Source organism: Varibaculum sp., from assembly GCF_008661855.1.
Taxonomy (GTDB): Bacteria; Actinomycetota; Actinomycetes; order Actinomycetales; family Actinomycetaceae; genus Varibaculum; species Varibaculum timonense_A.
On record NZ_RPZY01000057.1, the window covers coordinates 60,210 to 81,750 of the forward strand.

A 21,541-nucleotide genomic window follows, 5' to 3' on the forward strand; every position below is an offset into this window, starting at 1 on the left:
GTCAGGTTTGGGAGCTGCAAGCAGCAACTCCCAAACCTGACAGTTGTGTTTACCGTTGTATGGCTTTGTTATAGTGAGCGTCCATCGTCTCTATAAATTTTTCCGGGGTAGTTTCTGACGCTAATAAACTTTGTAGTGCCGCACCCAAGTCTTTATCCATGGTGGGGGAGGCATAGTTCATATAGGGAAGGACATTGCCTTTGGTAGTCAGTTCTTCAAAAGCTTTTAGGACATCCGCGGTGATATCGGTTTTATCTCCTAGGTAACTTGCAGTGTTGTTGATAGGGACATTGCCGGTTTCGGATAGTACTTTCATCGCGTCTTGGTTAGTAATGAAATCAATATAAGCAGCAGCAACGTTCTTGTCTTTTGCTTTGGTGGAGATAGTGAACGGCAGACCAGTTCCTCCGGTGGTTTGTATTTTGTCCATGTTCTCACTCTTTGGGGGAAGGATGAACTTTACATCGTCTTTCATAGCTGCTTTTAAATCAGGCGCTAACCAGGAACCTGCTATCAGGAATACTCCTTCTTTTTTGCTGAAAGACTGCCAGACGGAATCATAATCTAAGCCGTTATAGCCTTCGTTGAAATACCCGCTCTTTGCCCAGTTAGCTAAGGTTTCGGCAGCTTTTTTATTTCCCTCGGTTTTCCAACTAGCTCCCTTGTTTCCGAATCCTAGGGTACGGATAGTGTCGGCTTTTTCGCTAGCACCTTCAACCACTCCCCAAACATGGATTCCGGGCCACTGTTCCACGTTGCCCAGCATGAGGGGAGTGCCGCCCTTATCTTTAATGGTTTTTAGAGCTTTGTTGAAATCTTCCCAGGTTTTGGGGGATTCCAAGCCGTATTTTTTAAGTTCTGAAGACGCATAATAGATGCCGACAGATTCGCCAACTTGGGGAAGACCATATAGGTTTCCGGTACCGAAGTCTTTGCCATCGGTAGAGTATCGCGCATAGCCCAATATGTCTTTGGAGTAGTTCTTCTCCCAGCCGTAGGCTTTTGACCATGGTTCTAGGGAAACTAATTGTTTCGCGCTAACAAATTTGCCCATCATAGAACGGGCGTTATCTGTTTGCGCAACGTCAGGACCGTCCTTACCTGATAGCGCAAGAGCGAGGGTGGTGGTCAGGTCATCGTAAGATTTCGATACTCGTTTTATTGTTATATTTGGGTATTTTTCTTGGAACTTTTTGTTCAGTTTTTCTATTTGCTCGTTTTGTCCTCCACGACTTTCTTGATCCCAAACTGTTAAAGTCTGTTTAGGTAGCTTAGAAATGTCAGTGACTATTTCTGTAGTCTTCTGCTCGCTAGATTCGCTACTCTTTTGAGGTGCGCAGCCACTAAGGGCTCCGATACTGAGTGCTGCCATCGCAGTTATTGCCGCAGCGTGCTGCCAATGCTTCATTGCATATCCTTTCGGTGTCTGTTCTGTTAATGATTTATTGTTTGATAGAAGTCTTTTAGCTCTCCAAGTGTGGGGGCAGCCAGAGCTGAGCCGGCTCTAGTGGTTTGTAAGCTAGCTATATAAATAGCAATGGTTGCTGCATCTTCCAGGTTGAGCTCTGCACTTAATGCCCAGATTAGACCGGCAGTGAAAGTGTCTCCTGCTCCGGTGGTGTCTTTAACGCAGACGTTTGGAGCCGGTAAATCATATCTTTGATTATTTCGGGAGTGAACGTAAGCTCCATCGTTTCCCTGCGTGACGATAATATCTGTACCCAGGCTAGCTAGTTTATTAGCAGCGAGACTAACGTTGTTGAGCCCAGTAAGTGCACATGCTTCCTCGCTATTGGGTACAAAGATGTCCACCTCGTTAATTGTGTTGATTAAGTCTGGATTCTCGGTGTCTTGCCAGCCAACATCGGCTATAACTTTGGTTCCGCGCTCACGCCAAGATTTAATTTGCTTGGAGTTTGCGGCAACATCTGCCAGTCCGATAGATAAGAAGTCTGGTGGACGGGTCAATGGGGGAAGAGGTGGGGTGCACGGCATTCCGTGACTTATCAGGGCGCGTTCTCCCTGATAGGGGAGAGCAACTGTTAAGTTTTGATGCTCCCTTTGTTGGGAGTATTTCATATCTACTCCCATTGTTTCTAGTGCGTGTTTGCAGATGTTTCCTAGAAAATCATTGCCGATAAAACTGCATATTTCGACGCTCATTCCCAGCCGAACGCAGGCTATTGCTTGGTTGGCTACTCCACCCGGTCCCCATTCCAAAGAGTCCGACCAGATTTCATGCCCTAGGCTCGGGAAAGCTTTAAGACCGGTAAAGTTTAAATCAAGAAATAGTGGTCCAGCGGTTATCACGTGTGTCGCCTTGGAGGCAGTGTTGTGTTGCTTCAAGAAGCCTGATAAATCACGCATGTGGCTATTATTGCACAAAAACTGACAGAAATTGCGTAAAGTTGCGCAAAATTGAAAGAAAGTGGGGTAAACTTAAGTCATGTTGCCACATCAACGCCGGATGCAAATTGCCAATATCGTCAAAAAAAACGGGAATATGACCATTTCCCAGTTGGCTAACCATCTACAGGTTTCAGATTCCACTATTCGCCGAGATTTATCACTTCTTGATCGTGAAGGGATGCTGACTCGCGTTCGTGGCGGTGTTATCGAATCTGATGTAAACCCTTTCGTTGAGGTTGCGGCATATGCTCATGATGAAAAGCAACGTATCGCTAAAGCTGCATCGGCGTTAATAGCGGATCGTACGACCGTAATCATTGATATTGGAACCACAGGTGCGGCATTAGCTAGAGAACTTCGTGGTCGAGAGTTAGCGGTGATTACTACCTCGTTGGCGGTAGTTGATGAATTACGAGACTCTCCCCAAACGGAACTTATTGTTCTTGGGGGAGTGCTGCGTCAGTCTTACCGTTCATTAGTGGGAAATATTCCGGAAAATGCCCTTTCTCAAATTACTTCCGATTATGCTTTCCTAGGAACTTCTGGCGTGAGATCCGATGGGATGGTATTGGATTCTACCGGTATTGAAGTACCCATTAAACACAGTATTTTGGAACATTCGCTAAATACTTACCTATTAGCTGCTACCGATAAATTCCCGGGATCTGGCTTGTTAAATGTTACTTACATAGAGAACATGACCGGATTGGTAACCAGTGCTGATAGTTCATTACTTCCTGAACAAACTAAAAAAATAGAGGTGATTTTTGCATGAAGTTAGTAATCATTGGGGGTGGCGGTTTTCGAGTACCCCAGGTTATAGAAGTTCTAAGCAGCCCGGAAGCAAAACTCCGAGTAGATGAAGTTGTTCTATATGATGTTGATTGCGCACGTACAGATGCAATCATGGCGGTTTTGAGAGGGTCAGGGTTCTTAGATCGCTCGATCAGTCCATCGGTTTCAGCTTGTTGTAATCTGTCTGAGGCTCTTATCAATGCTGATTTTGTATTCTCAGCCATGCGGATTGGGGGAACTTGTGGTCGCATTACTGACGAGCGGGTTGGCTTGGGGCATGGTGTTCTAGGTCAGGAAACCGTTGGTGTCGGTGGATATGCATACGCCCTCCGTACTATCCCCGCAGCCCTAGAGCTGGCTCGCACTATTAAAAAGGTTGCACCGGAAAGTTGGACAATCAACTTCACTAACCCGGCAGGGATTATCACTCAAGCGATGCGAAAAATCTTGGGACATAAGGTAATTGGTATTTGTGATACCCCAATCGGTCTCATGCGCAGAGCTTGCGCGGCTTTAGGGGTAAACCAAGAGGATGTGCAATTTGATTATGTGGGATTAAATCACCTTGGTTGGCTGCGGACCTTGGTAAAAGATGGGGAAGATTTGCTTCCACGATTGCTCGCGGACGACGAATTACTGGATTATATGGAGGAGGCTCGCACTATAGGGGGAGATTGGATTCGCGCAATTGGGAAGCTACCTAATGAATATCTTTACTATTACTATTTAAATCGCGAATCACTGTCCCGTATTAAAAATGGGGCGCAAACCAGAGGGGAATTTCTTAACAGTCAGCAAAGCGGTTTTTATCGAGACGTGTTAAAAAACCCGCAGAAAGCTTGGCAGCTGTGGAATCAATATCATAATGAGCGAGAAGCCACTTATATGGCAGAATCGAGAGACCCAGACAAACGGGCTGGAAGGCGTGCAGAAGATATTGCTGGAGGCGGCTACCAAGAAGTTGCTCTGGGAATTATGGAAGCACTAACTCTGGATACTCCAGCTCGAATGATTCTTAATGTCGGTAATGGGGATTGCGTAGAAACTCCGTTGCTGATTCCTGAGCTAAATGCACAAGCCGTGGTCGAAGTTCCTTGTTGGGTCGATGGTAGCGGTGTTCACCCTCAGAAAGTAGCCCCGGTTACTGGGGCAGAGCTGGGTCTGATAACTTCGGTTAAAGCATGTGAAGAGTTGGTTATTGATGCTGCTATGGAAGGGGATAAAACCAAGGCTTGGCGTGCTTTCGCTTCCCATCCATTAGTAGATTCGGTATTGGTGGCTCGCAAGCTCCTAAATGACTACTGTGAGAAAAACCCGCTAATTGCCAAAGTGTTTAAAAGCTAGTTACTGATATTAAAATTTGCAGGTAGGTGAGTTTTCTTTTTAGAGAACTATATCTGCTTGATTTGGTATATCGTGATTATCGCTGCTGGCTGAGCCAGTGGAAGCCTCAGGGCGAAATGTATTAAGTTTGCAAAGTAGCTAAAGGAGAAGCATGAGCCAAGACGAAAATACCGCAAACATCGGAAACAATGCCAAGAAAACCTGTGGCTGTGGCTGCGGCTGCGGAGGTAAAGGCAAAAGCAGAAAAACTGCGGAAGAAAAACGCACCGGTGAGCTAGGAGTACCAGCAAATGGTCGTCCAGAACTAGGCGTAACTAAAAACGGTAGCTAACTGTGCAAATCTGGACACGTCCTCCCCACCTGGAAACTAACGAGCGCACGGTAGCCACTATCGGAATTTTCGATGGGGTACACAAGGGGCATACTCGGATTATTAAAACTGTAGTATCCAGGGCGAAACGAGACGGGCTATATGCGGTGGCAGTAACCTTTTCCCCGCACCCTTCGGTTATTCATAACCCGACCAACCCTACCGCCCTAATTCAACCTCTCCCAGATCGGCTAGATGCTTTAGCTGCTCTAGGGCTGGATGCCACCTGGGTAGTACCCTACACTCGCGATTTAGCTAATCAAACTCCCCAACAGTTTATTGATAGCTATTTTGTAGATGGTTTACATCTAAAAGAAATCGTGGTGGGACAAGATGTTCGTTTTGGCCGCGATAACTGTGGGGATATTGAAACCTTGCGTCAATCCGGCAGTAAACAGGACTTTCAGGTGATTGAGGTTGCCGATATTACTGACGCTCAAGCGCGACGTTACTCCTCCACGCGGGTGCGTCAATGTTTGGCAAGGGGAGACGTTCAGGGCGCCGCCCAGATTTTAGGGCGCAGCTACCGGCTGCGGGGAATCGTAGAACGGGGCTTTCAACGAGGACGTCAGCTTGGTTTCCCCACCGCTAACCTGGGGCAGACTGCCGGACTGGTGATTCCCGCTAATGGGGTTTACGCGGGGCTGTTGATACGTTCAGTTCCTGGCACTAACGCGGTTGAGCATTTACCGGCCGCGATTTCGGTGGGTACTAATCCTCAGTTTTCTGGGGACAAGGTTACGGTGGAAGCTCATGTGTTAGGGCGGGCCGACCTTAATCTTTATGATGAACCAGTTGCGATAGATTTTATTGCTCATCTGCGTCCGATGCTGAAACTAGAGAGCGTAGAAAAACTGCTTGCGCGAATGGATGAAGATTTGCGTTCCTGTAGCGAAATTCTGGGTGTTCCTCCAGCTGGTAGAATTAATCCTGCGGATGTAACCGCACAATAGCTCGCTAGACAGCTACTTCGCTTACCTGGGGGTAGCTGACTGCTGGAGCTGCTGGCAACGAAAAGCCTGATTTTCGCCCTTTTGAATCCATAGAGGATTTATATAGCGGGTGGTGGGGCTGAACTTATCAAAACTGAAAATAAAAGACTAGGGACGCTAAAGAATGGAAACTTTGCACTTTGTAGTGGTCGTTTTGAGCTTTGTGCTGCTTTCGTCAGTCCTTGACCAGATGATTTCGCGAGTCTCTCTGCCGTTGGTGCAAATCGGGATTGGTTTGCTAATGGCCGTTTTTATCAGCGGACCTCTTGAATTTAGTTTAGATCCCGAGCTGTTCTTGGTGCTCTTTATTGCTCCTTTGCTCTATGATGAATCCCGAAACGTTTCTAAACGATTGCTTTATCGGCATTTTTCGGCAGTGCTCAATCTGGCGATTGGCTTAGTCATTTGCAGTTGTTTAGCTGTGGGTTTCTTCTTGAACTATTTAGAGCCGTCAATCCCGCTTACGGCGGCTTTTGCATTGGGGGCGGCGTTGGGGCCGACCGATGCGGTTGCAGTAGGAGCCTTGTCGGGAACGGTAAAACTTAATTCGCGGCAAAGCACTTTGTTAGCTGGTGAAGCCCTGATTAATGATGCTTCCGGGATTGTTTCTTTTCAGTTCGCGGTGGCGGCCGCCGTCACTAGTGCTTTTTCTTTCACCAAATGCGGCCGGAGCTTTTGCGGTTTCGTTTTTGGGGGGATTGTCTCTCGGGGTGTTACTGGGGATTGTATCTTTGCTGATACTCAAGGCGGTGCGGGGGATTGGGCTAGAGTCCACGGTTTTCCATGTGACTTTTGAACTGCTTTCACCTTTCGTTTTCTTTATTATTGCCGAAGAGCTACACGTTTCGGGGATTTTAGCGGTAGTTGCCGGTGGTCTTTTGGTTACTTTACTTCCGCAGAGGACGAGTGCTTTTGCTGCTCGGGTACGTCTGGTGTCCGGTTCGGTTTGGGAAGTCGTCGCGTTTATTCTCAACGGGATTGTGTTCATCATGTTGGGTACGCAAATCCCGGGGGTGTTTAACAGTACTTGGCGTGAAAATTCTAATCCGTTATCCCTAATTGGGCTAGTTTTTGCGATAACCTCCCTCAGTGTAGTGCTGCGTTTTGTATGGGTTTTGCTTTTCGATTGGCGCTACTACCTGCGTTTGCAGCGACGGGACAAATCCTCAATAGAGTTTACAGAGGTTTTTGCGGGCGGCAAGGTTAGCACTCTCAAACTTATTCAAAATTCCCTGGTCACCACGTTAGCTGGACCTAAAGGGGCAGTTACCTTATCGATTGCTTTCACTTTGCCACTGGTGACGGCGGGAGGAAAAGAGTTTCCTGCCCGCGGTGAGTTAATCTTTATTGCTTCCGGCGTTATTTTATTGACTTTGCTAATGGCTAATTTCTTGACCCCCTTGCTTACTCCTGCTCCGGAAATACCTGATGATACCGAGCTTCATCAGGCACGTGCCCGGGTAAAGAAGCAGGTAATCAAGATTTTGCGGGAAGAGTTCGCGCCGCGTTCCCCTTTGGCGGTCACGGTGGTTTGTACCCGTTTGACCCGCCAAATTAATGAGGATTTGGATTCTTCTCATTCTCATAATCTTTTCCGTGAGATTCGGATTGATACTATTCGTCACCAGATGCGTCTACTCGATGAAATCGCGGATTCTGGGCAGGCAGATAAAGCGGTAGTAGTGGCTATGCGCAAAGTTTTACGTCGCTCCTTACTATTGTCGGGTTCGCAGTCTACCGCGCATCATCCTGGGAAAAGCTTGCGCGGTGTTGGTCAGTTTCTGCGTAACCGTTTAGGGGACTGGTTCAAGAAGATGCGGTTAAGGTCTGGTTCTGTCCCGGTAGTCGAGAATCCTAATGGGATGCGGGCGATGCGTTTACGCATGGAAGAGGAAGCCATCAAGTATTTGCGTGCCCGTCAAAGCACCACCGACGATTTGGAGCGTCAAGTTGCTAGCTATCTGCTGGAAGATCACCAAGAGATAGTTAAAGTTTTGAAGAATGATTCGCGCTCTTACCGTAATGATTTGCAGGCAAAAGTCGATGACTTAGAAGAAGAGTCCTTGCGGCTGCAACTGGGCTGTATTCAGGATTTACGGGAAGACGGTACTCTCAGTGATGATTTGGCTGATGCATTGCGGCAAGAAGTTTACCTGTTACAAATGAATTATGCTGATACTGGTCATTAAGCTAAAGCACCATTACGATTTGTACTAGCACGATTTTTGCAATAATCCCGAGGGCGAAGGTGGCAGAATATCCGGATTCGCAGCGCTCATCGGGGATAGTGCTCTGTACGTGACTGAGGATTGCCGGCTGCCCCACGAAACCGGCAATTGCCCCCGCCATCCGGGCAGTAGAAAGCCCTAAGAATTTTCCGAGCAGCCAGAATGCCACCAGCACTGGCACTATACCGGCAGCAGCCAATAGCCCGATTTTTATTCCGGTAAGGGAAAAGGCGCTACTGGCAAAGGCTGGTCCAGATGATAAACCTACTGCCGCCAGGAATAGCACCAGTCCCATTTGTCGCAACATATTATTTGCCGAGGGCGCCAGGGAGAATACTAATGGCCCCAACCGGTCAATGCGCCCTAGTAGTAATCCCACTACCAGCGGACCAGCCGCGGCGCCTAAGGCGAGTGAGCCGAGAGAACCCAGGGGGATAGTGATGAGTCCAAGTGCCACCCCGGCGGCAATCCCGAGTCCGAATGGCAGATAATCGATGGCAGAGATTTTATGTTCCGAATCCCCGAAAGTTTTAGCAATATCGTTTAACCGTTCTATTGGGTAGACAACTAATACCCGATCCCCCATTTGCAGGCGGGTTTCAGCAGTGGCAAGCATATCGGTGTCGGCTCGGCGCACGCGGGTTAGGAGTGATTGAAAACGAGCCGGTAAGAACAGCTCTGCAACTTTTTTCCCCACTAAACGCTGGTTGGAAACTGTGAAGCGACGGAAATCTATATCTTTCCGGTCAGCAGAGATGTCTTCCCCTATTGGCGTGCCTAAGGTTTTTCCAGCGGTTTTAACCGCATCCGGAATGCCAACCAGGAAAGCTAAATCTCCGGCTTTTAGTTCCCCATCGGGGTGGGCAACCTGCATTTTGCCGTCCCGCAGCAGATAGGAAATCCGTAGCCCGCCTTCCGAAGACCCCACGACCTCGGCAATCCCCGGTATTTCTTGGATTCTCATCGGGTTTTCTACCCGAATAGTTTGGGTAAAAAGTCCGGCCGCTGATGCCGGGTTTGGGTCATTTTTCGCTGGAAGTTTTATCCGCATGAGTGCTGTCACTACCACCATGGTTACGATTACCCCCACCGGGTAGGCAATCGCGTATCCTACTGCGGGCTGGGCGCTTCCTCCGGCAGCGTCGGTCGCGGCTGCTAGAGCTGGGGTGGTAGTTAGCGAACCGGCGAACATTCCTCCCAGTAGCGGGGAACTAAGCCCCAAGGCTTTGCCGCCGAAGGTCACGATCAAGGCATATATGGCAAGCAGAGCAACTGCCCCAATCAAAAGAGGTGCTTGTTTGCGCAGGTCGCGGAAGAAAGAAGCGCCCGCTGATAAGCCGATAGTGTAGACAAAAAGTGCCAAGCCGATGGCAGATACCAGGGAAAGGTTTTCCCCGAGCGCTGGGTCGAGGGCGCCAGCGGCGAGACCTACGAATAAGGCTCCGGCAGCACCGAACTTTAAGGGACCGAAAGGTATCGAACCGAATAGAGTTCCCAGGGCGATTACTAAAAATAGGGTCAATAGGGGAGAAGAGGCGAGTATTTGCATCACCCTTTCAGGATAGCGAGGATAATCTGTAAAACGCATTCTACGATGTCAGCAAGCTGCCAGCTCCCTCCTTGAGGGTTTATGAAATATGACAGAGCTAATCAGACCTTTCTGAATATAAAAGATTACTCCTAATAAACCGGGTTTTGGTCGTTACTTTCCGGGAAGCTGGACGTTAGCGTGGGGAAGATTTCCCGAGCCAGGTTGTTTATTTGGGTTTGCAATATGGGGGCGAGGCGGTTCTGTAATTCACTGCGCTCCATGGAGGCTACCGGCTCTAGTTGCACGATATAACGCATCGTTGCTACCCCGTAAATCATGGACATCAAAATCTCAATCAGCATCGGGAAGCGTACCTCTAGCTGCCTTTTTTGTGCCGGAGGAAGATAGGGGGCAAGCGAATCGAGCAGTTGGACTACCCCTTTTTGTAGATTATCGCGGATATAGCTGCGAAACCGCTGGGTGGTTTCCGCATCAGTGATAAGTGCGCGCATCAGGGCTTTCATTCGATCTTTGGTGAGGCGTTCCTCGTAGAGAGTGAAGGCGAAATCAAGTAGGCGGTCGGCTATCCCCTCCAACCCAGGTTCCCATAACTGCAGAATTTGCTCCAAGGGATCTAGCGGAAGGTCGAAACAGTCGCGAAATAGCCGCTGTTTAGAGCGAAAATAATAGCTGACCATTGCGGGGTCGCAACCCGCCCCTTTAGCAATCGAACGCATCGTAGTGCCGTCATAGCCGCGGGCAATGAACTGAGATTCGGCAACCTGCTTGATCTGTTCGCGCATTTGCCCGCGCGCTCCTCGCGGTCCCCTCCCGTGACCAGGGGAACGTTTGGCTGTTTTGGGAGCAGAGGATGGGGCTTTGTCTTTCTTAATTCCTGGTTTTAAATCCCGAGCACGCGAATTAGCTAACGTTTCCTTTTCGTAATCACCGGTGGTTAATTCATCGTCACCGAAACTTTCTCCGCTGGCTCGTTTTTGCCGGCTCTTGCGTTCTTGCTGGTTGGTGCGGTTTTCCCTGGTTTTTGCATTCATGGTTTTATCCTAATTTCAACACCCTGTGAATTTAGCGTTTTCAGCTTACCTTGAGGTGGTGATAACAACTCCGGGAGATGCTATGAGTAAGACAACTGCCCCTTTTGAACTCGCGGGTGGAGACGGCTTTGCCTCAAGCGGGGAGACGCATACGTTCAAACTGGGCATCGACATTGGTTCTACCACGGTAAAAGCGGTCTTACTCGACGGGCGGCAGGTAGTCTTTTCTGACTATCGCCGCCACCACGCAGATGTGCGGGGGGAACTGGCGGGCTTGCTGTGCGATATTAACGCGGCGCATCCGGAAATCACCGTAAAAGCTGCAGTGACCGGGTCGGGCGGACTTTCGGTTGCCGGAGCGATGAAAGTGCCGTTTGTGCAAGAAGTTATTGCCGGCACTAAAGCAGTAGGAGATACTCACCCGCAAACCGATGTGATTATTGAGCTGGGCGGGGAAGACGCCAAAATCACCTATCTGCATCCCACCCCGGAGCAGCGCATGAACGGCACCTGCGCGGGAGGCACCGGCGCCTTCATCGACCAGATGGCTACCTTGTTGCACACCGACGCCTCGGGACTAGACAAACTTGCTGCGCGCGCCAATCAGCTCTATCCGATTGCCTCGCGTTGCGGGGTATTCGCCAAAACAGACCTGCAGCCTTTGCTTAACGAGGGCGCGGCGCACGAAGATCTCGCGGCCTCGATTTTTACCGCGGTCGCCACTCAAACTATTGCCGGACTGGCCTGTGGACGCCCGATTCGCGGAAACGTAATGTTCCTGGGCGGGCCGCTGCACTTCCTCCCTAACCTGCGCAAAGCCTATGAGGAGCTGCTCCCCAAAGCCGATAGTTTCTTCACCCCGGAACACGCCGAACTTTACGTGGCCTTAGGGGCAGCCTTAAGCGCAGGTAAAGAGGAGCCGCGCCCCCTCGAACAGTTAATAACCAACCTGACCACCGGGAAAATCGATACTGATTCGCAGCGGATGCGCCCGCTATTTGCTAATGAAGAAGAACTGGCGGAATTCCGTGCTCGCCACGATAAAGAAGTAATCCCGCAACTACCGTTATCCGAGGCGCGAGGACGCTGCTTCCTGGGGGTAGATTCCGGGTCTACCACGATTAAAGCAGTCGTGATTGACCAGGACAAACGGATCGTATTCACCCACTATGCCTCCAACGAGGGCGACCCGGTTTCCGCGGCAGTCGAGATTGTGCGCCGTATCCGTACTGAACTACCCGAGGGCGCCTATATTGGGCGTGCCTGTTCCACTGGTTATGGGGAGGGGCTGGTGAAAACCGCCCTTAACTTAGAGCAAGGTGAAGTAGAAACTATGGCGCATTTCCGCGCCGCTGAAGACCTGCTGCCGGGGGTTTCCTCGGTGATTGATATCGGCGGGCAAGATATGAAATATCTGAAGATTCGCGGTGGAGCCGTGGATTCTATCTCGGTGAACGAGGCTTGTTCGTCTGGTTGTGGATCTTTCTTGCAGACCTTTGCTGCCACTATGGGAACCAGTGTGCAGAACTTTGCCGCCGATGCGGTAGCTGCCAAAGCGCCGGTGGATTTGGGTACGCGCTGCACCGTGTTTATGAACTCTTCGGTAAAGCAGGCGCAAAAAGAGGGCGCAAGTCCGAAAGATATTGCGGCTGGGCTTTCCTACTCGGTGGTGCGTAACGCCCTCTATAAAGTTATTAAACTCAAAACCCCTGAAGAGCTGGGAGAAAAGGTGGTTGTCCAGGGGGGAACTTTCCTTAATGATGCAGTGCTCAGGGCTTTTGAGCTGCTAACTAAACGGGAAGTGGTGCGCCCTAATATCGCCGGTTTGATGGGTGCTTATGGGGCGGCATTGATTGCGAAACAAGGAGATGATGGCCAGGGTGAATCCACCTTGGCAACCCTGGAAGACTTAGAGAAATTCCAGGTAGAGACTACTCGCAAGACCTGTAGGCTGTGTCAAAATCACTGTCAGATGACTATTTCTACTTTCTCGAATGGGGAGCGGCACGTGTCGGGGAACCGCTGCGAACGCGGAGCCTCCTTAGAAAAAGTACCCAAGAAGTCGGCACTGCCGAACCTGTTTGATTGGAAATATAAGCGGATTTTCGGGTATCGCCGCCTGACCGAAAAGAAAGCATTCCGCGGGGATATCGGTATTCCCCGGGTACTGAATATGTATGAAAACTATCCGCTCTGGTTCACTATGCTCACCAAGCTGGGCTTTAGGGTGATGGTTTCGGGACGCTCCAATCATGACCTGTTCGAGACGGGGATGGAGTCGATTCCGTCTGAAAATATCTGTTACCCCGCGAAACTTGTGCACGGGCATATCGAGTCGCTGCTCAAGAAAGGGATAAAAACTATTTTTTATCCCTCGGTGATTTATGAACAACAGCTGGTGGAAGGAACCGATAACTGCTTTAACTGTCCGGTGGTGGGTACCTATCCCGAGGTTATCCGCAACAACATGGAGTCGGTGCAAGATAGCGATGTTCGCCTGATCAGCCCGTTCTTGAACCTGGGTAACCGAGAGTTTTTGCCCAAACGGATTGCGGAAGTATTCGCTGATTGGAACGTGACCGAGGCGGAAGCGAAAGCGGCCTTGGACGCGGCTTGGGAAGAGGATGCCGCTGTCAAGGCAGAGATTCGGGAGAAAGGCCGCGAAGCTTTAGCCTGGATTCGTGAAAACGGGGTGCGCGGGATTGTGCTGGCTGGACGACCCTATCACCTGGATCCGGAAGTCAATCACGGGATTCCGGAGTTGATTATCGGCTTGGGAATGGCGGTGTTTACCGAAGATTCGGTGCTCGATGGCCGCCTGGAGCGACCCTTGCGGGTGCGTGACCAGTGGGCTTACCACTCTCGACTCTATGAGGCCGCCGCCCGGGTAGGTGATGAAGCTGACCTGCAACTGGTACAGCTGAATTCTTTTGGTTGCGGAGTGGACGCGATTACCGCTGACCAGGTACAAGAGATTTTGGAGGGGCGCGGAGACGTTCATACTGTCCTCAAGATTGATGAGGTTTCCAACCTGGGAGCCGCCCGGATTCGGCTGCGCTCCCTAGATGCGGCTACTCGGGAGCGGGAAAACTCCACGGTGCTTACCTATCCAAGTAGCGATCGGATTGGTAATCCGGATGCTGCGCCAAGAGAGCCAGAGAAAGCGGCAGTTCCTACTCGCATAGATCCGGCCGCCGAAGCTGCGGAGGAAGAAGCCCGCCTAGCGAAAGCCGGGCATGTGCAGGTGAATTCTAAATTCACCGAGCAGATGCGCAAAGATGGTTGGGAGATTCTGGTTCCCCAAATGGCGCCTATCCAGTTCCGCCTGGCGCAACCGGTGGTACGCCGCGCGGGGTTGAACGTGCGTTTGCTGGAACATACTTCCCGCGAATCTATGGAAACTGGCCTCAAGTTCGTAAACAACGATTCTTGTTACCCCGCGATTGTGGTGATCGGGCAGCTGATTGAGGAGTTTACTTCTGGGCGTGCCAACCCAGATAAAACGGCGGTGGCGATTTCGCAGACCGGAGGAATGTGCCGGGCAACTAATTATGCATCCTTGCTGCGTAAAGGGTTGCGGGATGCCGGCTATCCGCAGGTACCGGTGATTGCCGCCTCGGTGCAAGGTATTGAAGAAAACCCGGGTTTCCAGCTGTCTTGGTCGGAAATCCACCGGATTTTGCAAGCTATCTGTTTAGGGGACATGTTGCAGACTATGCTGCTGCGCATTCGCCCCTATGAGCTGGTGAAAGGTTCCGCGATGGAGCTTTATCGGCGGTGGGATCAGATTATCCAGGAATGGTTTGCGGCTGGGAAATACTCGGCCACCTGGGGCGGCCGCCTCAGTTATTCCCGCCTGATTAAGGAATGTGTCAAAGAGTTCGATGCTTTGGCGTTGAACGATGAGCCACGCCGGCCCCGGGTTGGTTTGGTGGGAGAAATCCTAGTGAAGTTCCACCCGGATGCGAATAACCATGCGGTGAGGATGATTGAGGAAGAGGGCTGCGAAGCGGAACTGCCTACCCTGATACAGTTCTTCCACTATTCTCTGGCCAGCGGAAACTTTGAGCGGGATGAAATGGGCAATTCTCGCAAAGTTAAGTTAGCTATGGATGCGGGGTTGTGGGCGTTAGAGCTCTATGAGGATGCGATTCGCCGGGCTTTCGCCAAAACTAACGGCAAGTTCGAGATGCACCGGCGAATTAAAGATATGGCGGCGCGTTCTGTCGATATAGCCGGAATGGGTAATCAGGCTGGTGAAGGCTGGTATTTGACCGCAGAAATGGTGGACATGATTGAGCATGGCTGCCCCAACATTATTTGCGCTCAGCCTTTTGGCTGCCTGCCGAACCATGTGATTGGCAAGGGTATGTTCCGCGCGCTGCGTAACCGGTATCCGCAGGCCAATGTAGTGGCGGTCGATTATGACCCGGGAGCTTCGGAAGTTAATCAGCTGAACCGGATCAAGTTGATGATTGCGACCGCCCTGCGCGGTGAGGAAGTGGCTGATGATTTCGATGGTTTACCCGAGGGCACGAGCGGAGGCGGCTGCGGATGCGCATCCTCGTGTGGAAGCGGAGTGCAGTGGAATTCTGAGGTTCAAGTCAGCCCTGCCGGTAGGCGTTCCCTGCCGATTACCCCGGTGAGCGCCGCACGCTAAGACTGGTGAATTACTAGCCGAGGACACCCCATTGTGACCCCGGTAATACCGATGTTACCTCTATTGGTTGTGCTCTCGCTGGGGAATCAACTATTTTATTGATTTTTTATCATGTTTTTAGTTAGGGTTTTGGTTGTTCAGTTATTCCGTGGTTGGCTCCCTTCTGGGGTTTTGAGTTTGGGAAAGATATGAAAAGAAACCTGCCTGCTTTGTTGCTGGTGTTTATTTTTCTCTTTTATTGGGTGAGTGTCCCGGTTGTTTTTGCGGCCGAACCGGATAAGCCAGGGAGGGGAACAGGCTTTGGAAATACCGCTGCTGACAATGATGCTGCAATTAAACCCACGGTATCTGGGAATATCGAACCTACTGTCACTATTGGGGGTTCCGCGCCTTCTTCGGTTCCAGTGCAGGATATTGATTCCGCTAGTGATAACCGGGATCCGATTATTGAGGAAGTAAATGTTCTTGGGGATTTTAATCGCTCTGCCAAGGGAATCAGCTACTTTAAGTACATAACGATTTCTCTGGTTGCAGATAATCTTACTGATGATAGTTTTCTGTCGCCGGAGGGCCTGCATTGGTCTTCTCGCACTGGGGTCGAGTTAATTAAAGGGCAAATTCTTGGGGATTTTGATTTTTCTGTTTTCCCTAATGATGTCCCGAAGGCTCGGGTTAAGGCTTTTCGGATTGATGATGGCGATTCTGGCAGGATTACTTATGTGGGTAAAACTCGGTCGGGTATTGATCTTGATTTGATTTGGACGGTGACCGGTTCAGATAAAGAGGATTGGGCAGCTCATTCGGGGTATGCGAACAGTAAAGTGAAAGGTCTGGGTTTTATCGGGGAACAGTTTTTCCGGGTGCTCGCGGAAACTCTATTGCGGTTTTGTATGATAATGCCAGTAATTTGGGTTTGCGTCAACAGATTGTGAAGCATGGTACTTTCGTGGAGCAACCGGTTGTGGTCAGTTTTATTTCCACCGATATTGATTCTGCTCAGGGGGTGGAAACGGATTTAGCTAATCTAGTTGAGGTTATTCCGCCTGATTCTCATCTGGTGAAGAAAGATGGGATTATTTATGACACTACCAGGGGAGCCGTTAATCTGAACGGTTCGGCAGCTCTCCCTCGTGGCGGGTATTTAGGGGCGGGTTTCCTATCAAGTTTTAACTATGTTTTTTATTCTCCTACTCCGCAACGGGTTAATAACTCGTATCATTATCCCAAGGCGGTCAGGTACGATATTTTCGGTTCGAGCTTGCAAGCTAAAATTACGCCACGACTACGGCAACATATCTCGGTTAGCTATGTGGATACTTCGGGGAGGGAGCTGAAACCCGAGGAACGTTTCAAGGGTTATACCGGGGAAAGCTACAGTTTTTCTGCGCCAGGTATTGACAAATATCAGCTGGCAGCTGTGGAGAAAGATGTTAGCGATATTTATCGTCCGCGGGTAAGGTTTATTTATTCTCCGATTAAAGCCAGTTCTTCCCGCCAGGTAGGTAATCCTGGAAGTTACCCCACTTATTCTAAGCATTCCTCATCTGCGGTTGCGGGTCGTAAAAGTCTTGCCCGCTCCCCTCAGATAAAGCGGGAGGCTCGGCGTTTTCCTGCACCTAAACCGGCTTCTAAGGCTTTGCCAGCTAACAGAGAGCCGATGCGCACTCACGGCAGGGTCGCTAATAATAGTGCTGCGCAGGGTACGAGTGATCCTTTTTTGGTAAATACCGGGATGAGCGCAGAAGAGAAACGGTTATTCCTCGACTACGTTGAGGAGATGGGACGGCAGGCGCGCCGGAAATATGGTAGTGATACTCATAAAATCAACCATTTTATTGCTAACGCAATTGCTTATCCGGTGTACCACGACGACAAGTTGCAATCACGGGTGAATGATTTTGGCGAAGAACCCAAGGTAAGAAACCGTGAGGACATTTACAAAACCCTCGTTACTGTTCATCGATGGAACAACTACAGAATTGATTTTCCGCATTTTGCGACTACTCTTGCTTCCGCGGAAAAGAGTAGCCCTAACAAAGAAGCATTAAAGTTTCTAGCCGGGTTGTCTCCTAGTAATTTCCTGGGGGTTAGTCCCAGCGATAATTTCTTTCAGCTTAACTCCTTGACTGGGGATAAGCTGACACATGTTGATAGTAAAGACCGCAATACTGATATTGATGCGATTATTTTTCATTATCACCCTGATTTTAAAAATCTTCCTTTAGATAAAGTGCTAATCAAGTATTATCATCGGCGCAATTTGGCTGTTGAAAGACAGCGCCTATATCGTGAAGTGCTCGCACAGCAGGCATACCCCTTGGGCTCTGCGAAAACCCAAGAATGGTTAAATACTTGGTATGCTACTATTACGCTTGGGGCTCTCGCTTTAGTAGGAATTAAGCTGTTTTCTGTATTTAAAAAGAGAATATTAAAAGAGTGGGAAAAGTTTAAAAGTAGCATTGGGAATGTAAAGAAAAATCGTTTTAAGTTTACTGTGCTTAACTCCAAGCTATTTCTATTTCATTCCTATGAAAGAAGTTTAGCATCCCCTGCAAACTCCAAGATTATTAAATCTACTCGCTTTTCGGTAGAAAAGAGCATTCTTAAACCTGTGGTACGTAAAGTGATTAAGCCAGCAGTGAGATTAGCGAAAAAGATTGTATATCCCCTGTATGGGCGGGTTATTAAACCGACAGTGCACCGTGTGAAAAACAAGATTATTAAACCGTTGATTAAGAATATTAAAAGACGGATTATTAAACCAATGTATAGGCGGGTAATTAAGCCCTTGTATCGTAAACTTGTAAAACCTATCTACCGGCGGATAGTGAAACCGGTCTTTAAAAAAATAATTAAACACGTCCATAACAAGCTAATAAAACCGGTTATTAAACCTATATATCAAAAAATTATTAAGCCTGTCAGTAGCTTTGTTAAAAAACAAATTATTAAACCTGTTAAAAGTTTCATAAAAAATAAAATACTAAAGCCTGCAGCAGGATTCTTTAGGCGGCTTTGGGGATAGGGGTAGATTCATGTTAAAGAAGGTTTTTCTCTCGGTTTTTGTCGTTGGGCTTGTTAGTGCATTTTGCCTTGGGTATGGGATGCTGAATTTGAAGAAGAATTCGGTTTATTATGCTCAGCATACTCCTCATAGTGAGGGAGTGGAACCGGTTCTTATGGAAGTAACGAGTAACCTTGACTCGATTTACACCCCAGATATTAAAGGGATAAAGTACGATTACGATGGGAATAATATAATTTACAATACTGATTCTAACGGCAAGACTGCAGCCTTTAGTTATTACTCCTCTGAATTGTACAGGTATTACGATAAAGGTGATGTAACGTACGTTTTTGATGGAAACTTTAAAATAGTTAGGATCTTTGATGATGAAAATCTAGAGTATTTATCTAAGCCGGTTGATGTTTCGGCAGTGAAGAGAGATATTTATCGTACTGTTAAGCCGGTGGTTGATGCTCAGTCGGAGCCGTTTATTAATTTGAAGTGGATTTATGATTGGGTAAATAAAGATCGATTTAATTAGTTTCTAGTGGGGGTTCTTGTAATAAAAAAAGTAGCTTGAGAATTTAGTTATTGAGGGGAGGTGTTTTGGTGTTTAAGAAGATTTTTCTTTCGGTTTTTGTTGTTGCGCTTGTTGGGGTGGTTTGGTTTGGATATGGGGCGTTGAATTTGAAGAAGAATTCGGTTTATTATGCTCAGCATACTCCTCATCGTGAGGGGGTAGAGCCGGTTCTTATGGAGGTAGTGCGTAATTTGCGCTGGATTTACAACCCAGATATTAAAGGGATAAAGTACGATTACGACGGCTATAGAAATATCTATAATAAAAAATATGGGAAGAGTGAAGCTGCTTCCCTTGCCTATTACTTCCGGGAAGAATACTTGTATGATGATGGCAACTTTTTGCTTTATACGTTCGATAAAAGATTTAGATTGATATCGGTGTGGAATGTGAAAACTCTAGAGTTTACTTCTAAACCAGTCGATGTTTCAGCAGTGAAGCGGGATATTTTTCGGGTGGTTCAGCCAGTGGTTGATGCGCAGTCGGAGCCGTTGTTTAATTTGCAGTGGGTTTATGATTGGGTGAATGAAGACCGCTTTAATTAGTTTATATTGGAGGTTCTTGTAGTAAAAGAATTTGTTTGGGTTTTGACTTATTGAGGGGAGGGTTTTCTAGTGCTTAAGACACTTAAGAAAGTTTTTCTTTCGGTTTTTGTTGTTGTACTTGTTGGGGTGGTTTGGTTTGGATATGGGGCGCTGAATTTGAAGGAGATTTCGGTTTATTATGCTCAGCATACTCCTCATCGTGAGGGGGTAGAGCCGGTTCTTTTGGAGGTAGTGCGAAATTTGCGCTGGATTTACAACCCAGATATTAAAGGGATTAAATATGATTACGATGGTGACAGGACTATTTATAATAATCTAAATTCAAAGCAAGAAGAAGAATATTTTAATTATAATTTTTCTGGAGAGTATAGATATTACGATGGTGAATCATGGATATATATATTTGATGAAAAGTTTCAATTACTGAGGGTTTATAATGCTAAAACTCTCGATTATTCTGATGATCCGGTTGATGATTCTGCGATTAAGCGGGATATTTTTCGGGTGGTTCAGCCGGTGATTGATGCACAGTCTGCGCCCTTGTTTAATTTGCAGTGGGTTTATGATTGGCTAAATAAAGACCGGTTTAACTAGCGGTATTCTCGTGGGTTCTGGAATGCATGATTAGGCGCGGTGGCTTTCAATCCCTTGAGCCGCTGAATAAAATACCTTTATTTGACATCATCTTTGGCTGTTAGGGGGAGTCTCGACTTCAAATAGTTCTAGGAGGGCGCGGAAAGTATCTTGCCCATCTAAACAGGTATCAAGTAGGAAGCCTGGTTGCGATTCGTATTCTTTTAAGCCGCGGTAGTAGTGATACTTTTTACGATCTTCAATAATAAAAGGCACCAGATTTTGTTTTAAGCATTCCTTAAAGGTAATCAACCGCCCTACGCGCCCATTTCCATCCTGAAAAGGATGGATTTTTTCAAACCGGTAATGAAACTCAACGATGTCAGCTAGGGACACATTTTCTTTTGCCAGGTAAGCAGTTATCAGCGCTTTCATAGCTGCGGGCACCTTTTTAGGTGTGCTGGTCTTAGTGCCATCCACCACATTGGGGCGTTGCTTGTAATCTCCGATTTGAAACCAGGCAAGCCTTTCCGCTTGCGTCCTCATTTTCAACAGATAGTGAAGATGCTTAATAATCTCTTCGCTGAGCGCTTCTTCTGCTACCTCAATGCAGTAATCAATAGCGCGAAAATGATTAACGGTTTCAATGATGTCATCAACTACCAGGTCGTCCTCGGCTCCCAGAGTATTGGTTTCAAAAATCCGTCTGGTTTGCTCTTCGCTGAGGGTGCTGCCCTCAATGTGGTTAGAGTTGTAGGTCATGCGGATTTGCAGCTCATGGTAAAGCCCGCTGGGAATCCGGTGTTCCTTTTCTTCTCTAAGCCGTTGGAGGACGGGGTTAGGGGAGACTGTGTGGCACAGATCCGCTTTGTTGCAGGAAAAATAGCCGCATAGCTTGTCCATGACCTGATCTGCCAGCTTTTCTCCCTTCGCGATTTTGGCGATAGTGCGCGAGGAGATTTTCAGGATTGAAGTCAGCTCAGATTTCTTCAAGCCCCGCTCTAGCAGTTTCTGGTTTAGCCCCTCGTAGTCGTACACCGCAAACACCTCCAAAATCTTTACTTATTACAGCAAGAAACCAGCTATAAGTAAAGATGCTAAGGTTGCGAGGTAAAGATAAAGATTTGAAAGGTATTCAGGGGCTCTTAAACCAGATTCATCCTAATCGTTCCTTCCCCTGGAACAGCTGCCTGTGTGGTTTCAGGAGATGTGTCCGTTTTTCTTGGGGTTGGGGTTTTAAGGTCTTTCAGGACTTGTGTCCGCTTGTAATAAGAAAAAACTCTTTTAATGTCCCAGGTCATTTGTCCGAAAACCTGTAATCTCAAGCATGTCTTATTCAAAGAACCGTGCCATTGTCCTTGCAGTGACGGAAGTAGCAATGACCACCAGCCAAGCCGCCACACACTTCGACACCTCCCCACGCCACATCCGCCGCCTTTTAGCCCAATACCGACA

Annotated in this window: 17 protein-coding genes; 12 read left to right on the forward strand and 5 right to left on the reverse strand. The window is 48.3% G+C overall.

Translation table 11 applies throughout. From position 1 onward, the window contains the following. Nucleotides 1-49: 49 nt before the first annotated feature. Nucleotides 50-1,408: an extracellular solute-binding protein gene (locus QZT94_RS08165; protein WP_296762459.1), complete on the reverse strand. Its 1,359-nt coding sequence runs from the start codon at nucleotides 1,406-1,408 to the stop codon at nucleotides 50-52. Between the two features lie 26 nt (nucleotides 1,409-1,434). Further along, nucleotides 1,435-2,367, reverse strand: a complete 933-nt coding sequence (locus tag QZT94_RS08170) for a carbohydrate kinase family protein (RefSeq protein ID WP_270625129.1) — start codon at nucleotides 2,365-2,367, stop codon at nucleotides 1,435-1,437. A 79-nt stretch (nucleotides 2,368-2,446) separates the two neighbouring features. Here QZT94_RS08170 and QZT94_RS08175 point away from each other — a divergent pair, with 79 nt between their 5' ends. The 6 genes from QZT94_RS08175 (at nucleotide 2,447) to QZT94_RS08200 (ending at nucleotide 8,099) form a co-directional block, all read left to right on the forward strand. Then, entirely contained in the window at nucleotides 2,447-3,184 is a 738-nt protein-coding gene (locus QZT94_RS08175; RefSeq protein WP_296762457.1) for a DeoR/GlpR family DNA-binding transcription regulator, read from the forward strand. Next, on the forward strand, nucleotides 3,181-4,548 hold the full coding sequence (locus QZT94_RS08180; protein ID WP_296762455.1) for a 6-phospho-beta-glucosidase: 1,368 nt from the start codon (nucleotides 3,181-3,183) through the stop codon (nucleotides 4,546-4,548). The genes QZT94_RS08175 and QZT94_RS08180 overlap by 4 nt, the downstream gene beginning before the upstream one ends. Before the next feature lie 151 nt (nucleotides 4,549-4,699). After that, nucleotides 4,700-4,879, forward strand: coding sequence for a hypothetical protein (locus tag QZT94_RS08185; RefSeq protein WP_296762452.1), 180 nt, complete (start codon nucleotides 4,700-4,702; stop codon nucleotides 4,877-4,879). 2 nt (nucleotides 4,880-4,881) lie between these two features. Then, complete coding sequence (locus tag QZT94_RS08190) at nucleotides 4,882-5,871, forward strand: bifunctional riboflavin kinase/FAD synthetase (protein ID WP_072509996.1); 990 nt, start codon at nucleotides 4,882-4,884, stop codon at nucleotides 5,869-5,871. Nucleotides 5,872-6,034: 163 nt separating this feature from the next. Continuing rightward, on the forward strand, nucleotides 6,035-6,706 hold the full coding sequence (locus QZT94_RS08195) for a cation:proton antiporter (RefSeq protein ID WP_296773345.1): 672 nt from the start codon (nucleotides 6,035-6,037) through the stop codon (nucleotides 6,704-6,706). After that, entirely contained in the window at nucleotides 6,621-8,099 is a 1,479-nt protein-coding gene (locus QZT94_RS08200) for a cation:proton antiporter (protein ID WP_296773346.1), read from the forward strand. The genes QZT94_RS08195 and QZT94_RS08200 overlap by 86 nt, the downstream gene beginning before the upstream one ends. 1 nt (nucleotide 8,100) lies before the next feature. Here QZT94_RS08200 and QZT94_RS08205 read toward each other — a convergent pair whose 3' ends face one another. Both QZT94_RS08205 and QZT94_RS08210 read right to left on the reverse strand, forming a co-directional pair. Next, a complete protein-coding gene (locus tag QZT94_RS08205) occupies nucleotides 8,101-9,726 on the reverse strand; it encodes a TrkA C-terminal domain-containing protein (protein WP_296762449.1) in 1,626 nt (541 codons plus the stop codon). A gap of 92 nt (nucleotides 9,727-9,818) precedes the next feature. Continuing rightward, nucleotides 9,819-10,721 carry a TetR family transcriptional regulator gene (locus QZT94_RS08210; protein WP_296762447.1) on the reverse strand — a complete coding sequence of 301 codons (903 nt, stop codon included), beginning with the start codon at nucleotides 10,719-10,721 and terminating at the stop codon, nucleotides 9,819-9,821. An 82-nt stretch (nucleotides 10,722-10,803) separates the two neighbouring features. Between QZT94_RS08210 and QZT94_RS08215 the strand changes: the two genes are divergently transcribed. The 6 genes from QZT94_RS08215 to QZT94_RS08240 all read left to right on the forward strand — a co-directional run bounded on the left by QZT94_RS08215 (nucleotide 10,804) and on the right by QZT94_RS08240 (nucleotide 20,107). Continuing rightward, nucleotides 10,804-15,381 (forward strand): acyl-CoA dehydratase activase-related protein, encoded by a 4,578-nt coding sequence (locus tag QZT94_RS08215; protein ID WP_296762445.1) that lies wholly within the window; start codon nucleotides 10,804-10,806, stop codon nucleotides 15,379-15,381. Between the two features lie 188 nt (nucleotides 15,382-15,569). After that, nucleotides 15,570-16,313 (forward strand): hypothetical protein, encoded by a 744-nt coding sequence (locus QZT94_RS08220; RefSeq protein WP_296762443.1) that lies wholly within the window; start codon nucleotides 15,570-15,572, stop codon nucleotides 16,311-16,313. Between the two features lie 125 nt (nucleotides 16,314-16,438). Continuing rightward, complete coding sequence (locus tag QZT94_RS08225) at nucleotides 16,439-18,406, forward strand: MucBP domain-containing protein (RefSeq protein WP_363928444.1); 1,968 nt, start codon at nucleotides 16,439-16,441, stop codon at nucleotides 18,404-18,406. Nucleotides 18,407-18,416: 10 nt separating this feature from the next. Beyond that, nucleotides 18,417-18,929, forward strand: coding sequence for a hypothetical protein (locus tag QZT94_RS08230; RefSeq protein ID WP_296773350.1), 513 nt, complete (start codon nucleotides 18,417-18,419; stop codon nucleotides 18,927-18,929). A 68-nt stretch (nucleotides 18,930-18,997) separates the two neighbouring features. Then, nucleotides 18,998-19,513, forward strand: coding sequence for a hypothetical protein (locus tag QZT94_RS08235; RefSeq protein ID WP_296773352.1), 516 nt, complete (start codon nucleotides 18,998-19,000; stop codon nucleotides 19,511-19,513). Between the two features lie 69 nt (nucleotides 19,514-19,582). Further along, the gene (locus QZT94_RS08240) at nucleotides 19,583-20,107 is read left to right on the forward strand and encodes a hypothetical protein (RefSeq protein ID WP_296773353.1); all 525 of its coding nucleotides are present in this window, start codon (nucleotides 19,583-19,585) and stop codon (nucleotides 20,105-20,107) included. Between the two features lie 87 nt (nucleotides 20,108-20,194). Here QZT94_RS08240 and QZT94_RS08245 read toward each other — a convergent pair whose 3' ends face one another. Further along, nucleotides 20,195-21,124 (reverse strand): Fic family protein, encoded by a 930-nt coding sequence (locus QZT94_RS08245; RefSeq protein WP_296773355.1) that lies wholly within the window; start codon nucleotides 21,122-21,124, stop codon nucleotides 20,195-20,197. Between the last annotated feature and the right edge of the window lie 417 nt (nucleotides 21,125-21,541).

Excerpts from the sequence above, each read along its gene's own strand:
- QZT94_RS08165 (WP_296762459.1), bottom strand. The coding sequence starts at position 1,408 with ATGAAGCATTGGCAGCACGCTGCGGCAATAACTGCGATGGCAGCACTC.
- QZT94_RS08170 (WP_270625129.1), bottom strand. The coding sequence starts at position 2,367 with ATGCGTGATTTATCAGGCTTCTTGAAGCAACACAACACTGCCTCCAAG.
- QZT94_RS08175 (WP_296762457.1), top strand. The coding sequence starts at position 2,447 with ATGTTGCCACATCAACGCCGGATGCAAATTGCCAATATCGTCAAAAAA.
- QZT94_RS08180 (WP_296762455.1), top strand. The coding sequence starts at position 3,181 with ATGAAGTTAGTAATCATTGGGGGTGGCGGTTTTCGAGTACCCCAGGTT.
- QZT94_RS08185 (WP_296762452.1), top strand. The coding sequence starts at position 4,700 with ATGAGCCAAGACGAAAATACCGCAAACATCGGAAACAATGCCAAGAAA.
- QZT94_RS08195 (WP_296773345.1), top strand. The coding sequence starts at position 6,035 with ATGGAAACTTTGCACTTTGTAGTGGTCGTTTTGAGCTTTGTGCTGCTT.
- QZT94_RS08205 (WP_296762449.1), bottom strand. The coding sequence starts at position 9,726 with ATGCGTTTTACAGATTATCCTCGCTATCCTGAAAGGGTGATGCAAATA.
- QZT94_RS08210 (WP_296762447.1), bottom strand. The coding sequence starts at position 10,721 with ATGAATGCAAAAACCAGGGAAAACCGCACCAACCAGCAAGAACGCAAG.
- QZT94_RS08215 (WP_296762445.1), top strand. The coding sequence starts at position 10,804 with ATGAGTAAGACAACTGCCCCTTTTGAACTCGCGGGTGGAGACGGCTTT.
- QZT94_RS08220 (WP_296762443.1), top strand. The coding sequence starts at position 15,570 with ATGAAAAGAAACCTGCCTGCTTTGTTGCTGGTGTTTATTTTTCTCTTT.
- QZT94_RS08230 (WP_296773350.1), top strand. The coding sequence starts at position 18,417 with ATGTTAAAGAAGGTTTTTCTCTCGGTTTTTGTCGTTGGGCTTGTTAGT.